Here is a 13,422-nt window from a genome sequence, read left to right on the forward strand (position 1 = left end):
CTTATGCGAACAAACCATAAGAGACAAACCTTTTTCAAATTAAAAAGCGGCTGTCTTACAAACCGATAAGACAACCGTCCTCCATATTACTCCTAGCTAAAAATCTCTTTCACTTTCCCAACAACTATATCCGTTCCAAACTTTGTCATTTCATAAGCAACACTTGCCATAGCCATACCAATTCCTTCTATGACATTAAAACTTCTTAAGCTTTCTAATTGTTTTTGTTTCTCAATAGTTGAAAACGAACTTCCCAAAATTTCCGATTCAGCACCCGCACCCTCTGTTCCTGTCATATGAGCTATTTGTTCATACGACAGCTGCTTATAACCTTTCATACTTTTCAAACCATGATTAGCAAGCGCCACTCCTGCTATCATCATAAGTAAACATAAGGCTGCACTACATATACATAAAAGCGAAAAACGACTTAAACTATTATCATCTTTTCTCATCAATGTGTATATGCTCCTGTATTATCTTGGTCTATTTGATGATGCAACGCTGCATTTAAACCACCCGCTATTACATTTGCCATATCCTCTATAAAAGCATCTACTTCTTTTGGAGTCACCATTAAATTATGACCAAGGGGAGATAACACTTCATAAATCAATTTTCTCTTTTCTTCTTCTTCTAACGTACCTACAGCACCTAAAAACATATTCCGGCTCTTTTCATCTGGCATATCTTCTTCTGTTAGTTTTTTCTTTTCTCCAAATGTAAAACCAGCTGGTAACAAAGATCGTGAAGGTTTGTTTCCTTCTTTCATCTCCCGTCCAAAATGTTTCAAAATAAAATCAATCGTATCACTTGTAATCGAAACGGCATCAACCACAGTCGGGACACCAATTGCGATAACAGGAATACCTAATGTTTCTTTACTTAGTTCCTTACGTTTATTCCCAACACCAGACCCCGGATGAATTCCTGTATCAGAAATTTGTATCGTGCTATTTACTCGTTCAATAGAACGAGCAGCTAATGCGTCAATTGCAATTACAAAGTCTGGCTTTGTCTTCTCAATGATTCCATAAATAACATCGCTCGTTTCGATTCCTGTAATTCCCATTACCCCCGGCCGAATTGCACTAACAGGCCTAAAGCCTTCTTCTATACTCTCAGGCTGCAATTGAAACAAATGTCTCGTTACCAATACATTTTCTACAACTATCGGTCCAAGTGCATCTGGCGTTACATTCCAATTCCCAAGACCGACAATTAAACAGCTCGCTTCTTTTGTAACACCAACCTCTTCTAAGAAATAAGAAAATTCTTTTGCAAAAATACGCTCCACTTTTTGTTGAAGCTCCGTATCTTGTTGACGTATACCTTGCACTTCAAGCGTTAAATAATTTCCAGGTTTTTTACCCATCGATTCAGATGCAACTTCATCAATCGTTACTTTTGTAATTGTAATACCCTCTTCTTCCCTCTCTTTTACAATAACTCCTTGTACCCCTTTTTGTTCTTTTTGGCGTTCTTGCAACATTTGATGTGCCTCTACAGCAAGGTCAGTTCTAACACTATATTTACTTAAATCTAATGGTTCGTTCATCGTATCTCCTCCGCAATTCATAGTAAATATCGTTAGATTTCCCAAAGTTATATAAGGTCATTCTTTCCTTTACGTGAAATTTCATTGATATACTATTGCAATTCTCTTCACCGTTTGATAGAATATCACTTGTTCTATGTAAGAATCGAGTCATTCGATTGCACCAGGGAGGTGAAAAGTATGGCAAACATCAAATCTGCTATCAAACGCGCTAAACTTAGCGAAGAGCGTCGTGCACACAACGCTTCTATTAAGTCTGACATGCGTTCTGCTGTTAAAACTGTAGAAGCTTTAGTTACTAATAACGATCTTGAAAATGCTAAAGAAGCTTTCAAAACTGCTTCTAAAAAACTTGACAAAGCAGCTCGTAAAGGTCTTATCCACCAAAACGCTGCAGCTCGTCAAAAATCTCGCTTAGCGAAACAAGTAAACGCGTAAGGCGTTTAAAAAACGATCCATCTGGATCGTTTTTTTATATACAAAAAAGTTCACGTACTAAGTACATGAACTTTTTGTATCATCACATATGATTTAACCGCATTAAGAAAAACTCGAGCACAAGCTTCTTATCCATCTTTCCCGTCTTCATACTATAATCAGCTTCCGCTAATTCTATAATAACTTTTTTTAATTCTTCAAAAGAGAAAAACTTCGTTTGATTCATCGCCAACTTTACACGATACGGATGCACACCAATATGAGACGCAATTTGATTTTGTCCATAACCACGCTGCTGTAACTCTTTCACTTGATGCAGCAAACGAAATTGACTCACTAATAACGCAAGCAATTTAATGGGTTCTTCCTGTTGCGTAAATAACCCATCCAAAATTTGCATCGCACCCGCGATATCTTTTTTTACCACTTTTTCTGTCAAAGCAAACACATTTTGCTCAACTGATTTTGGCACAAGCTCTGCAACAAGTTTTGGTGTAATCTCTCCGCCCATACCAACATATAACGTTAACTTGTCCATTTCCTTCGCCAACATCGTTACATTACTTCCCACAAGCTCTAACAACAAACTAACAGCTGCATGATCAATATGCACATGTACTTCATCTGCACGAGCAACAATCCATTTCTGAACATCCTGCACTTGCATCGCATTTGCTTCTACTACATCCGCTGTTTTCTTTAATAGTTTTGTAATTTTTTTTCGTTCATCGAGTTTTTCGTAAGGCGCAACAAAAACAAGAATAGAAAACGGAGAAGGTTCACCAATATATTCTTCTAAAATTTTTATATTTTGTTCTAACTTTTCTTTTTGTGAAGTTAAAAATAGTGGTGATTTTATTAATAGCACTTTACGTTCTCCGAAAAAAGGAAGCGTACGTGCATCCTCAACCACATCTTCTAAATACGCTTCTTCCAAATCATATGTCACAACATTAAACTCCCGATCTTCCTCTTCAAGTGCTTCTGTTGTAATAAGCTTTATTGTTCCGTTTATAAAAAACGCTTCCGTTCCATACAGTAAATACAACGGAGCAAACTGCTTCTTTTTAATTTTTTTATGTATATCACTCATACTTTTTTCCTACTCCCTAACTTGGCAATATATATTTATACTAATGCCCTAGCTTTTGTTTTACAAGTACAAAGGAACAGGCTTTATAACCCGTCCCTTTATTTATATTAAACGCCACGCAATAAGCCCCGGTTTTCTTATTGGTGTGCGGTAATCACCTTCCCTTTATTATTCACAATAAAAATCCGAGTATAAGTGCCAACTGTTAACATGCTTGGAAACGAAAAGCTCACATTACTTAATGAACTAAAAGTAGTAAAAATACTCGATTTCTCTTCATATGGAAATTGTAGATTTTTTTCTGACAATATTTTATACTAAAGTGGAATGTTGGGGAGGGATTCTAAATGAATGATTTTGAACAAAACGTTCAAAGTAAACGCAATGACGCTATTGATTCAGGGGTAGGATTTATCGTCTCATTTGGTTTTTTCGCAACACTTTTCATTATTGCAACTGTTATTAAATTTATCGGTTCCTAAAGACTGCCACTTTATGGCAGTCTTCTCTTTTTCATCTAGTATGTGTTTCATCATATGTGATTTTACTTTGAAAGGTTCCGTTTTCTCCTTTAAAAACATAGGAAATGGCACCTTGTTTATCCGTTCGCCATATTTCAATATCCATCTTCTCAAAACGCTCTATAATCTCCTTATCCGGGTGCCCATACCTATTCCATTCTCCCACAGAAATAATCGCTACACTAGGCTGTATACGCCTCAAAAAAGGCGCTGTAGATGACGTTTTACTCCCATGATGTGCAACTTTTAAAACGTCCGCCCGTAAATGTGGATATATTGATACTAAAAGTTCCTCTCCCTCTTCTTCTAAATCCCCTGTAAACAGCCATGTTAGCCCTCCTAATTTGGCCCACATGACAATTGAAGAGTTATTTTCACTTTTTTCTTTCCCTTTCGGAGCTAGTACAAAAAATTCCGCTCCATTTACACTCCAGCTCTCCCCTTCTTTCACTACACTTATTTTCACTTCTTTTTCTAGTGCCTTTTGCTTTAACACTTTTTCTAATACTGTATCTTGTTCCTTTTGACCAAATACAACTTCTTTTACAATTATATATGATAATAACTCCGATGCGGCACCTATATGATCCGCATCTCCATGCGTTACGATTAATTTATCGATTGTTTTTACACCTTCCTTTTGTAAAAAAGGAACAAGAATATCGTGACCAATAGAAAATTCATGCTTTTTTTGTTGCCATTCTTTTTTATTTATCTGAAGCGTTCCACCCGTATCGATAAGATAAACCCCTTTATCATACGGAAGACGAATTAATATTGCATCACCTTGTCCAACATCAATAAATGTAACACTCCCACTCTCACGAAAATATGGGTATACATAATGACACACGCTAATAACAAGAAATCCACTCACGACTATGAACACAATTCTTTTCGACATCCCTCTTTCCCAAACAATCAATATACTAGTAATCATCACACAATACACAACTATAAGAAGTATAGGTGTTTGTCCGAAAATAAGGCGAGGAAACGGTAAGCTTTCACAGTAACTTAGAAAATTATTAGAAATAACCAAACCTATTGACAGTACATTCGCAAGTCCTTTCGCGAGAAATGGAATAATTGGCATAAATACCAGAATAATCATGCTACACGGCAATACAATTATGGATAAAAACGGAACATATATAAGATTGAGGAAAATACTATATGGAGAAAAATAACCAAAATGATATAACAAAATCGGGGTACTAACGAGCTGCGAGATAATAGAAATGTAAATAGCATTTCGAATTACTCCATTACTATGCCTTAGTAGTATCGGAGCAGACAAAATTAAAGCAAAACTACCTACAAATGAAAATTGAAATCCAATATTAAAAACAAGATACGGATCGTATATCAGCATACATATAGCCGTTATACTTAAGGCATCTAAACTAGATAAGCGAACAGAACAAATGAAAGCAACCAACAACAAAACACCTGTTACAGAAGCTCTTATAACAGACGGTGACGCTCCTGCTAAAACCATATACAGGGGAATGCAGACGATAAGACATACTGTTGCTATCTCCTTCGTTACACCACTTCTCAGTAAAACAAAGTAAACTATCACCATTAACAGTACAATATGCGATCCTGAAATCGCCAATAAATGTACAAGACCAAATTGCTGATACTGTTCTTCAACTTCAAACGCCATGTATTGTCGGTCACCAAATAATAATGCATTCATAAAAGCACCTGATTGCTCTGGAAACATTTCCGTAACTTTAAAGATTATATGCTGCCTATAAAAAAGAATCCATTGTACAAATGATAATGATGCTTTTTGGCACTCAGAAATATATGTTGCATCAAATATAAAATGAATGTTTTGCTTATATAAATAATCTCGGTAATCAAAACCATGAAAATTCCGAGCTGTTTGCGGTTCTTTTCTTTCACCTTTGAATACACAGGATACTCCCGCATATAATTGTTGCAATTGTTTCTTTTCCAAAGCTGATTTCATTTTGTAACTTAACTGCACTGTATTTTTATTCTGATCTTCAAATTGAAAAGATAGACGATCCCCATTAATAAGAGGTGTATTTTGTATCACTCCTCTTGTAACTTCGTAGGGATCCCCTAGAGGCTTATTTTGTCCTTGAACATACGAAGTGTACATAACACTACTAAAACACGCTATCATACAAAAAATGAAGGTTTTACGCGAAGTACGATATAAGCAGAAGAAAACATATAAAACGAGACAACAAGCCATCAATAAAAACGACGAGGAAAAGGCGATTGCAATCCCCATTACAAACGAGATTGCAACATAGCCCCATTGTTCCTGCAACTTATACTCACTCCTTATAGCATCATTTTTGCTTTCGTGAATACTCGCTGTAATTCTTCCATTGATAGATTATCTTTTTCCAAAGATGCAAATAGTTCTTTCAACTCCATATGACGCTTTTGTTCCTCTAGTGCTGCAATATCATATTCTAGCGGAACGTGTTTCACTGTTACATTCGCTTGTTCAAATAACTCTACGGCATACGGATGGTTTTTATAATCCTGCGCATAATAAACTGCTGTAATGCCACTTTGAATAATTGCCTTACAGCATTGTAAACAAGGGAAATGCGTAACATAAATTTCCGCTTCCTCCGTTTTCACACCAAACTTTGCACATTGTAATAAAGCATTCATTTCGGCATGAATGGTACGAACACAATGATTATCGATCACGTAGCAGCCATCATCTATGCAGTGCACGCCACCTTTAATTGAACCATTATATCCTCCAGCAATAATTCGTTTATCACGAACAATTGTCGCCCCTACCGCAAGCCTTGTACATGTACTACGTAACGATAATAGATGGCTTTGCGTCATAAAATATTGATCCCATGAAATTCGTTCCATATTTTTCACCTACTTTTTTGTCTACTTGTAGTGTAGCGAAAAAAGAAAAACTTCGTCAATCTTTTACGGAATAATAATTTGATCTTTTATTTTTTCCAGAGACTTCGCTCCAATCCCATCAATCTCTAATAAATCTTCTATTTTCTGAAACGGACCATGTTCTTCTCGATATTTCAAAATACTTTCTGCTTTTCGAGAGCCAATACCTGTGATTTTTTCAAGTTGCTCTTTCGAGGCTGTATTTATTTGAATCTTACCCTCTTCCTTAGAAAATGTAGACATCCCTTGCTCTGATTCATTTTTACTCGGGATATAAAGAATCATTTGATCTTGTACAATTTGTGCCAAATTCACTTTTTTCATATCTACTTCTGGTAAAAAACCACCAGCCTTTTGAACCGCATCCTTTACCCGGTCCCCTTCCTTCATTTCATACACCCCTTCTTTACTGATCGCTCCCTTCACATCAATCATAATGATTCTTTTCTGTTCCTTTGCATCCGATATTTTCGATTTGCTTTTTTTCTCCGCGTCTTTCGCTTGCACATCCATCGGAATGGGCGATTGCTCTGTATGCTGACTCGTTTTCCAAAAAACAAGAAAAAGCAAAGTTCCAATAATAACTACTAGCCCCAACCATTTTTTCGGAAAATCCCACATCATTTTACACCTCTAATCATAAATTTATAACATCATTCATATTGTTTAGGAGAAAGCTGTTACGAAGGAGGGATGAAACATTGAACATAGGAATTATAGGGACAGGAAACATGGGGAATATACTAATCGATGCATTTTTAGAAACCCGTGCTGTCAAACCTTCGTGCCTTACAATCATTAATCGGACGTCTGCCAAAGCATATCATATAAAGGAAAAATACCCTTCTGTTCATATAGCCAAAACAATTTCAGAAGTAATCGAACAATCACAACTTATTTTTATTTGTGTTAAACCGAAAGATATATACCCTATCTTAAAAAAATACGCTGAACATTTTTCTGATGAAAAGTGCTTAGTTTCTATTACAAGTCCAATATCTCCGTCACAATTAGAAACTCTTGTACCTTGCCACGTCGCACGTATCATTCCAAGCATCACAAATCGCGCCCTATCTGGCGCCTCACTATTTACATTTGGAGATAATTGCTCTGAAGAGTGGCAACAAAAACTACTTCGTCTATTCAAAAATATTTCTACTCCCCTTGTAATAGAAGAAGATATAACGCGCGTTTCATCTGATATAGCAAGCTGCGGTCCTGCTTTCTTTAGTTATTTATTACAATGTTTCATTAACGCTGCTGTAGATAAAACCAATATTACACATGAAGAAGCTACTACTTTAGTAAGTGAAATGGTCGTGGGAATGGGGAAATTACTTGAAAAAGAAATCTTCACATTACCTACTTTACAAGAAAAGGTATGTGTTAAAGGCGGCGTTACTGGAGAAGGTATTCGTATTTTAGAAGAACACGTTGGGGATATGTTTCATAAATTAATTGAACGGACACACGAGAAATTTGATGAAGACTTAAAATGCGTTGATCAGCAATTCAATAAACACACATAATAGATACGTCATTGTCATTCCAAATCCTTTTTATAAATACTTACTTTTTTATCCCCCCTTTTTACTCAAACTAGCATTTTCGCATTTTACACATATCATCATCTCATTCATTCTAGAACAAAAATCACATCTTTTTTACAAAACAAAAGCAACCTTCCCGGTTGCTTTTGTTTTATCCATTTTTCTTCGCCATGAAAAAAATACGCTCTGTTTGTTCTGTCACTTCAATTCGCTCAAAGTCACCAGTCACGCGAAGTACTGTAAAGCCAGCTTCTTCAAGCCATTTCGTTAACTCTTCAACCCGATATGCACGTTGTACGTGACATTCGTCAAAACGATGGTACACATCTTCTTCTGGATCTTGAACGAAGAATGTTAAATCATGCTCTACACTATCTTCTTCACCAGGGAAGCAATTCCAAATAAGAGATATTTCCTCTCCATTTACTGTGTATGTTTCATTTTGAAATACATGATGTATTTTATATAAAGAATGTACATCAAATAAAAGCAAACCATCTTGGCGTAAATGGTGAAACACTCTTCTAAATGTTTCTTGCACTCCCTCTTCTTGCAATACATAATTTAATGAATCACAAAAGATTGTTACACAGTCAAACTCACCTGGAACATCAAGCTCTCGCATGTCTTGTTGGTAAAAAGGAATAAAGTATCCCTCTCCTCCTAGTTTTTGCTGAGCGACTGTTAACATGTCTTCTGACAGATCGACACCTATTAAATCGTACCCCTTTTGCACAAGTGGAAGTGTTACATTACCAGTACCACATGCTACGTCAAGAATCTTTGCCTCTTTCATACCTGCTTGTTGCAAGCTTTCCTCTGTGAATTCCACCCATTTATCATATGGGACATCATTCATTAGTTCGTCATACAACAATGCAAATTGTTCGTATTTCATTGGCCTAGCTCTTCTGTAATATCTTCACGTGGCACATCGCCCCATAGACGCTCTAGATTATAGTGATCACGCTCATCTTTATGGAATACATGAGCAACTACATCTCCAAGGTCAACTAATACCCAGCGCGCTTCGTCAAAACCTTCCATACGTTGTACGTCAATTTGGAACTCGTGTGCTTTTGATTTAATTTCACGTGCAATTGCTTGCACTTGTTTATCTGAGTTACCATGACAAATAATGAAATAATCTGCAATTGGTGAAATACCTTGCATATTTAGGACAACCATATCTTCTGCTCTCTTATCATCAGCTGCTTTTGCTGCTAATACTAATAACTCTTTATCTTTCATTTACTAAATTCCTCCTTGATAACTGCGTTGTATGTTTGGAATGTTAATGGATAAATCGTTTGATCTTTTTCCATTAAAAATTGAATTGTTCGCTTTAAAGCAAATAATAAAGCTTGATTTATATCCGTATATGCGAGTTTACGAGCTTCTTCCACACCTGGAAACTTTCGTCCAGGCTCAATGTAATCAGCTACATAAATCACTTTATCTAACATCGTCATATTCTCATGACCGCTTGTATGATATGTAATAGCTTGCAAAATTTCAGGATCCGTAATGCCTACTTCTTTTTCTACTAAGTATGCCCCAACAGGTGCATGCCATAACTCTTTGTTATAGCAAAGTAAATCTTTCGGCAAATCTTCACGTTTAATAATCTCTTCCATCTCTGAAATCTCTCTACATTTCGCATAATCATGGAATATAGCTGCCATTTCTGCTTTTTTCTCATCCACACCGTATAACTTAGCAAGTTCAATCGCTGTCTCCATTACACCAATTGTGTGTATATAACGTTTTTCATGCATTTGTTGTTTGACAATATGAAGTGCCTTCTCACGATTCATACAACCCATTCCTCTCGATATATACCTGTACTTTTTCAGGAAGTAAATATTTACATGTTTTCTTCTCTCTATATCTCTCACGCAATAAAGAGGAAGAAACTGCAAACTCCGGAATTTCCACTGTGGTGATATCGTAAGGTGTATGCAATGTATAACCAGGTCTTGCAACTCCAACAAACGTTACAAGATTAAGTAACGCTTCAATGTTATACCACTTTGGTAAATACTCAACCATATCCCCACCAATAATAAAGTGAAACTGCACATCCGGATGCTTCTTCGTCAATTGTAACATAGTGTCATACGTATAAGATGGGCCCTTCCTGTTCAGCTCTTCTAAACAAATAGAAAAGTGTTCTTCTGCCTCAGTCGCAAGCTCTAACATATGTAAGCGACTTTCTACACTTGTAATATTCCGCCCTTGTTTATGTGGTGGAATTTGATTTGGCAAGAACCATACTTCTTCCAAGTTCAAAGCGTGATATACTTCATTCGCAATTAGCAAATGCCCATAATGAGGCGGATCAAATGTACCGCCAATAATGCCAATTTTTCTCAAAAGAAACGCCCCTTCCTTTTACGTACAGCAACTCTCTTCATTTCTATCCGAAGAGAGTTCACTGTTAATAAAAGTTCAATTGGTTTCGCTCTCTACATAATTACGCACCAGCGATAAAAATAGCGCACGCTAGTCTTTTTATCGTGGAAGCTTAATTTGTTTATTTTCTCTTGATTCTTTGTATAACACGATTGTACTTCCAATCACTTGAACGATTTCAGCACGTGCACCTTTTGCAAGTTCTTCTGCAACTTCACGACGATCAAATTCACAGTTTTGTAGCACACTTACTTTAAATAATTCACGAGCTTCTAAAGTATCTGCGATTTGTTTAATCATATTTTCATTTACTCCGCCTTTTCCTACTTGAAAAATTGGTGTTAAATGATGTGCTTGTGCACGTAAAAATCTTTTTTGTTTTCCTGTTAACATATATGTTAGCCTCCAAGCTTTCTTATAACTAATTGTTTCATTCTATCAATATTCGGCACGCGTCCTGTCCACATTTCAAATGCAAGTGCTCCTTGATATACAAACATATCGATACCATTTTGAATGATTGCACCTTGCTCTTTTGCCTCACATAAAATTTTCGTTTCAAATGGATTATAAATTATATCTGATACAATCGTTCCCTCTTTTAACGAACAAATTTGTAATGGCGTATGTTCGACATGTGGATGCATACCTCTTGTTGTCGTCTGAATGATAATATCATAATTCCCTTGTTCTTCTGTCGCTTTTTCTAACGATAAAGCAACAGAATTAACGTTAGCCGCACATGCAGCAATAAGTTCTTTCGCCTTATCGACTGTACGATTGGATACATCAATCTCTTTCACACCTACATCAGCAAGAGAAAAATAAATAGCTCGGCTAGCACCACCAGCGCCAAGTAATAAAATACGTTTCTCTTGAAGTGGTTCACTACTAATTGACTGTAAGGCTCGGACAAAACCGATTCCATCTGTATTGTAGCCAATTAATTTTCCATCCTTATGAACCACTGTATTTACTGCACCAATTTGCCTTGCTAGTGGGTCAATCTCATCCAAATACCCCATAATAGCAACTTTGTGCGGAGTTGTTACATTAAATCCTGAAATGCCTAACGCTTTTAAACCTCTTACCGCTTCCCCAAGCGCTTCTTCTTCTACAAGAAACGCATGATAATGGGCATCCATATTCAAGTGTTCAAATGCATCGTTATGCATAACGGGCGATAATGAATGTCCAATTGGATTTCCGATTACACCATATAATTGTTTCATAAATCCCTCTCCATATTAAATTAAAGATTTACGTAGCGAAACACTTACTCCTTTTGGCACGTGAGCAACAATTTTTGCTCCTGGTTCGTTCACAGTAACCCATCCTAATCCAGAAAATACAACATCCGTTTTCGGTTCACGAATATTAAATTCATATTTCACTAACTCAGGCATATTTGCTAATTCTTCTGGCGTTGGTGGGCTCAGTAAATCCCCAGCATGATTTTTATACAACTCATCTGCTTTCTCCAACTTTGTACGATGGATTGTTAAACGATTTGAGAAGTGACAAGTAAACGCCCGACGACCACCACTAACATAATCAAAGCGTGCCAATCCACTAAAGAATAATGTTTGTTCTTCATTTAATTGGAACACCATTGGCTTAATTTCTTTTGTTGGTGTAATAAGCTTTAAGCTCTGCTTCCCAACATAATGAGCCATTTGATGGTGGTTAATAATACCTGGCGTATCATATAAAGAAGATTCTTCGTCTAATGGAATATCAATTAAGTCAAGTGTTGTTCCTGGGAAATGAGATGTTGTAATTACATTTTCAGTCTCATCACTAAATTCTTTAATCATACGATTAATAAATGTTGATTTCCCTACATTCGTACATCCAACAACGTAAACATCTTTGCCGCCGCGATAATACTCAATAGCATCCGCCAGTTCAGCAATCCCTTGCCCTTTTGCTGCACTAATTAAAAAAACATCCTCTGGCTTTAACCCTAACTGTTTTGCACTATAGCGCATCCAATGCTTTACTTTATCATGTTTTACTGACTTAGGAATTAAATCAGCCTTATTTCCAACAAGTAATACTTTATTATTTCCTACGAAACGATGTAAGCCAGGTAACCAGCTACCATTAAAATCAAAAATATCTACGATCTTGACTACTAATGCATCCGATTTTCCAATTCCATTTAGAATGCGTAGGAAGTCATCATCTGTTAACGATACATCTTGAATTTCATTGTAATGTTTCAAGCGAAAACAACGTTGACAAATCACTTGCTCTTTCTCTAAAGATGAGGCAGGAGCATACCCCACTTCATTTTTGTTTTCTGTTTGAATTTCTACACCGCAACCAATACATTTAATTGTTTCAGTCAAACTTTATTCCTCCCAGTTAATTAAACCTTTTTTCTTCATATTTCTCATGATTCTTCGTTCGATTTTTCGATTAAAGCGCGTCACTAATCCGTCCGTTTGTGCTACTGGTACAACTAAAATTGTATGAAGTCCCACTCGGTTCCCACCAAGCACATCCGTTAGTAACTGATCCCCAATTACTACAACTTCCTCTGGTTGTAAACGCATCTCTTGTATTGCACGCTTAAATGCGCGGACAAACGGTTTACGTGCACTATGAATAAATGGAATACCTAATGGATCAGCAAAGTCTTTTACACGTTGCTCATTATTATTTGAAACGACCGTTACTTGGATGCCTTGCTCCTTCATTTTCAAAAACCATTCTTCAAGTTGCGGCGTTGCATTTGGACGATCCCATTCAATTAAAGTGTTATCTAAATCAGTAATAACGCCTTTAATTCCACGTTTTTTCAAATCTTCTGGTTGAACATGATATACATTTTTCACATATTCATTTGGTAAAAATAACTTCAATTTCTTTCACCTCTTTGAGGAGTATTCATAAAATTTTTCGACAACATTTTTC

At 36.4% G+C, this 13,422-nt stretch carries 17 protein-coding genes; 3 read left to right on the forward strand and 14 right to left on the reverse strand.

From position 1 onward, the window contains the following. Positions 1 to 92: 92 nt before the first annotated feature. Together ACQKNR_RS04285 and gpr are read right to left on the reverse strand one after the other, a co-directional pair. Positions 93 to 455, reverse strand: a complete 363-nt coding sequence (locus ACQKNR_RS04285; RefSeq protein ID WP_427315816.1) for a YqxA family protein — start codon at positions 453 to 455, stop codon at positions 93 to 95. Next, positions 455 to 1,558, reverse strand: coding sequence for a GPR endopeptidase (gene gpr, locus ACQKNR_RS04290; RefSeq protein ID WP_427315598.1), 1,104 nt, complete (start codon positions 1,556 to 1,558; stop codon positions 455 to 457). Before gpr ends, ACQKNR_RS04285 begins: the two co-directional genes overlap by 1 nt. A 180-nt stretch (positions 1,559 to 1,738) precedes the next feature. Between gpr and rpsT the strand changes: the two genes are divergently transcribed. Continuing rightward, a complete protein-coding gene (gene rpsT / locus ACQKNR_RS04295) occupies positions 1,739 to 1,996 on the forward strand; it encodes a 30S ribosomal protein S20 (RefSeq protein WP_001274011.1) in 258 nt (85 codons plus the stop codon). Positions 1,997 to 2,078: 82 nt separating this feature from the next. On the opposite strand, the gene holA is transcribed toward rpsT, so the two are convergent. Continuing rightward, positions 2,079 to 3,089: a DNA polymerase III subunit delta gene (gene holA, locus ACQKNR_RS04300; protein ID WP_427315600.1), complete on the reverse strand. Its 1,011-nt coding sequence runs from the start codon at positions 3,087 to 3,089 to the stop codon at positions 2,079 to 2,081. A 347-nt stretch (positions 3,090 to 3,436) separates the two neighbouring features. Between holA and ACQKNR_RS04305 the strand changes: the two genes are divergently transcribed. Continuing rightward, complete coding sequence (locus ACQKNR_RS04305) at positions 3,437 to 3,571, forward strand: YqzM family protein (protein WP_000997609.1); 135 nt, start codon at positions 3,437 to 3,439, stop codon at positions 3,569 to 3,571. A 31-nt stretch (positions 3,572 to 3,602) separates the two neighbouring features. Here the strand turns inward: ACQKNR_RS04305 and ACQKNR_RS04310 are convergent, their stop codons facing one another. From ACQKNR_RS04310 to ACQKNR_RS04320, 3 genes are all read right to left on the reverse strand, one after another. After that, entirely contained in the window at positions 3,603 to 5,924 is a 2,322-nt protein-coding gene (locus ACQKNR_RS04310; RefSeq protein WP_427315602.1) for a DNA internalization-related competence protein ComEC/Rec2, read from the reverse strand. Between the two features lie 14 nt (positions 5,925 to 5,938). Continuing rightward, complete coding sequence (locus ACQKNR_RS04315; RefSeq protein ID WP_427315603.1) at positions 5,939 to 6,496, reverse strand: ComE operon protein 2; 558 nt, start codon at positions 6,494 to 6,496, stop codon at positions 5,939 to 5,941. A gap of 63 nt (positions 6,497 to 6,559) precedes the next feature. After that, the gene (locus ACQKNR_RS04320; RefSeq protein WP_427315605.1) at positions 6,560 to 7,159 is read right to left on the reverse strand and encodes a helix-hairpin-helix domain-containing protein; all 600 of its coding nucleotides are present in this window, start codon (positions 7,157 to 7,159) and stop codon (positions 6,560 to 6,562) included. A 77-nt stretch (positions 7,160 to 7,236) separates the two neighbouring features. Here ACQKNR_RS04320 and comER point away from each other — a divergent pair, with 77 nt between their 5' ends. Continuing rightward, positions 7,237 to 8,064: a late competence protein ComER gene (gene comER / locus ACQKNR_RS04325; protein WP_427315607.1), complete on the forward strand. Its 828-nt coding sequence runs from the start codon at positions 7,237 to 7,239 to the stop codon at positions 8,062 to 8,064. Between the two features lie 172 nt (positions 8,065 to 8,236). Here comER and ACQKNR_RS04330 read toward each other — a convergent pair whose 3' ends face one another. The 8 genes from ACQKNR_RS04330 to ACQKNR_RS04365 form a co-directional block, all read right to left on the reverse strand. Beyond that, positions 8,237 to 8,983, reverse strand: coding sequence for a methyltransferase domain-containing protein (locus tag ACQKNR_RS04330; protein WP_427315609.1), 747 nt, complete (start codon positions 8,981 to 8,983; stop codon positions 8,237 to 8,239). Continuing rightward, the gene (rsfS, locus tag ACQKNR_RS04335; RefSeq protein ID WP_427315611.1) at positions 8,980 to 9,336 is read right to left on the reverse strand and encodes a ribosome silencing factor; all 357 of its coding nucleotides are present in this window, start codon (positions 9,334 to 9,336) and stop codon (positions 8,980 to 8,982) included. Before rsfS ends, ACQKNR_RS04330 begins: the two co-directional genes overlap by 4 nt. Beyond that, positions 9,333 to 9,902: a bis(5'-nucleosyl)-tetraphosphatase (symmetrical) YqeK gene (gene yqeK / locus ACQKNR_RS04340; protein WP_427315613.1), complete on the reverse strand. Its 570-nt coding sequence runs from the start codon at positions 9,900 to 9,902 to the stop codon at positions 9,333 to 9,335. Before yqeK ends, rsfS begins: the two co-directional genes overlap by 4 nt. Next, positions 9,892 to 10,461 (reverse strand): nicotinate-nucleotide adenylyltransferase, encoded by a 570-nt coding sequence (gene nadD, locus ACQKNR_RS04345; RefSeq protein WP_427315615.1) that lies wholly within the window; start codon positions 10,459 to 10,461, stop codon positions 9,892 to 9,894. The genes yqeK and nadD overlap by 11 nt, the downstream gene beginning before the upstream one ends. Positions 10,462 to 10,599: 138 nt before the next feature. Continuing rightward, a complete protein-coding gene (gene yhbY, locus ACQKNR_RS04350) occupies positions 10,600 to 10,893 on the reverse strand; it encodes a ribosome assembly RNA-binding protein YhbY (protein ID WP_000955224.1) in 294 nt (97 codons plus the stop codon). 5 nt (positions 10,894 to 10,898) lie between these two features. After that, entirely contained in the window at positions 10,899 to 11,732 is an 834-nt protein-coding gene (aroE, locus tag ACQKNR_RS04355) for a shikimate dehydrogenase (RefSeq protein WP_427315617.1), read from the reverse strand. A gap of 15 nt (positions 11,733 to 11,747) precedes the next feature. Continuing rightward, entirely contained in the window at positions 11,748 to 12,854 is a 1,107-nt protein-coding gene (gene yqeH, locus ACQKNR_RS04360) for a ribosome biogenesis GTPase YqeH (protein ID WP_000140799.1), read from the reverse strand. 3 nt (positions 12,855 to 12,857) lie between these two features. After that, complete coding sequence (locus tag ACQKNR_RS04365; protein WP_193410403.1) at positions 12,858 to 13,370, reverse strand: YqeG family HAD IIIA-type phosphatase; 513 nt, start codon at positions 13,368 to 13,370, stop codon at positions 12,858 to 12,860. Positions 13,371 to 13,422 lie beyond the last annotated feature (52 nt).

The organism is Bacillus sp. NPDC094077, from assembly GCF_050279465.1.
Taxonomy (GTDB): domain Bacteria; phylum Bacillota; class Bacilli; order Bacillales; family Bacillaceae_G; genus Bacillus_A.

Coding starts and splice junctions, on each gene's coding strand:
- ACQKNR_RS04285 (WP_427315816.1), bottom strand. CDS start 455: ATGAGAAAAGATGATAATAGTTTAAGTCGTTTTTCGCTTTTATGTATA.
- gpr (WP_427315598.1), bottom strand. CDS start 1,558: ATGAACGAACCATTAGATTTAAGTAAATATAGTGTTAGAACTGACCTT.
- rpsT (WP_001274011.1), top strand. CDS start 1,739: ATGGCAAACATCAAATCTGCTATCAAACGCGCTAAACTTAGCGAAGAG.
- holA (WP_427315600.1), bottom strand. CDS start 3,089: ATGAGTGATATACATAAAAAAATTAAAAAGAAGCAGTTTGCTCCGTTG.
- ACQKNR_RS04305 (WP_000997609.1), top strand. CDS start 3,437: ATGAATGATTTTGAACAAAACGTTCAAAGTAAACGCAATGACGCTATT.
- ACQKNR_RS04315 (WP_427315603.1), bottom strand. CDS start 6,496: ATGGAACGAATTTCATGGGATCAATATTTTATGACGCAAAGCCATCTA.
- ACQKNR_RS04320 (WP_427315605.1), bottom strand. CDS start 7,159: ATGATGTGGGATTTTCCGAAAAAATGGTTGGGGCTAGTAGTTATTATT.
- ACQKNR_RS04330 (WP_427315609.1), bottom strand. CDS start 8,983: ATGAAATACGAACAATTTGCATTGTTGTATGACGAACTAATGAATGAT.
- rsfS (WP_427315611.1), bottom strand. CDS start 9,336: ATGAAAGATAAAGAGTTATTAGTATTAGCAGCAAAAGCAGCTGATGAT.
- yqeK (WP_427315613.1), bottom strand. CDS start 9,902: ATGAATCGTGAGAAGGCACTTCATATTGTCAAACAACAAATGCATGAA.
- yhbY (WP_000955224.1), bottom strand. CDS start 10,893: ATGTTAACAGGAAAACAAAAAAGATTTTTACGTGCACAAGCACATCAT.
- aroE (WP_427315617.1), bottom strand. CDS start 11,732: ATGAAACAATTATATGGTGTAATCGGAAATCCAATTGGACATTCATTA.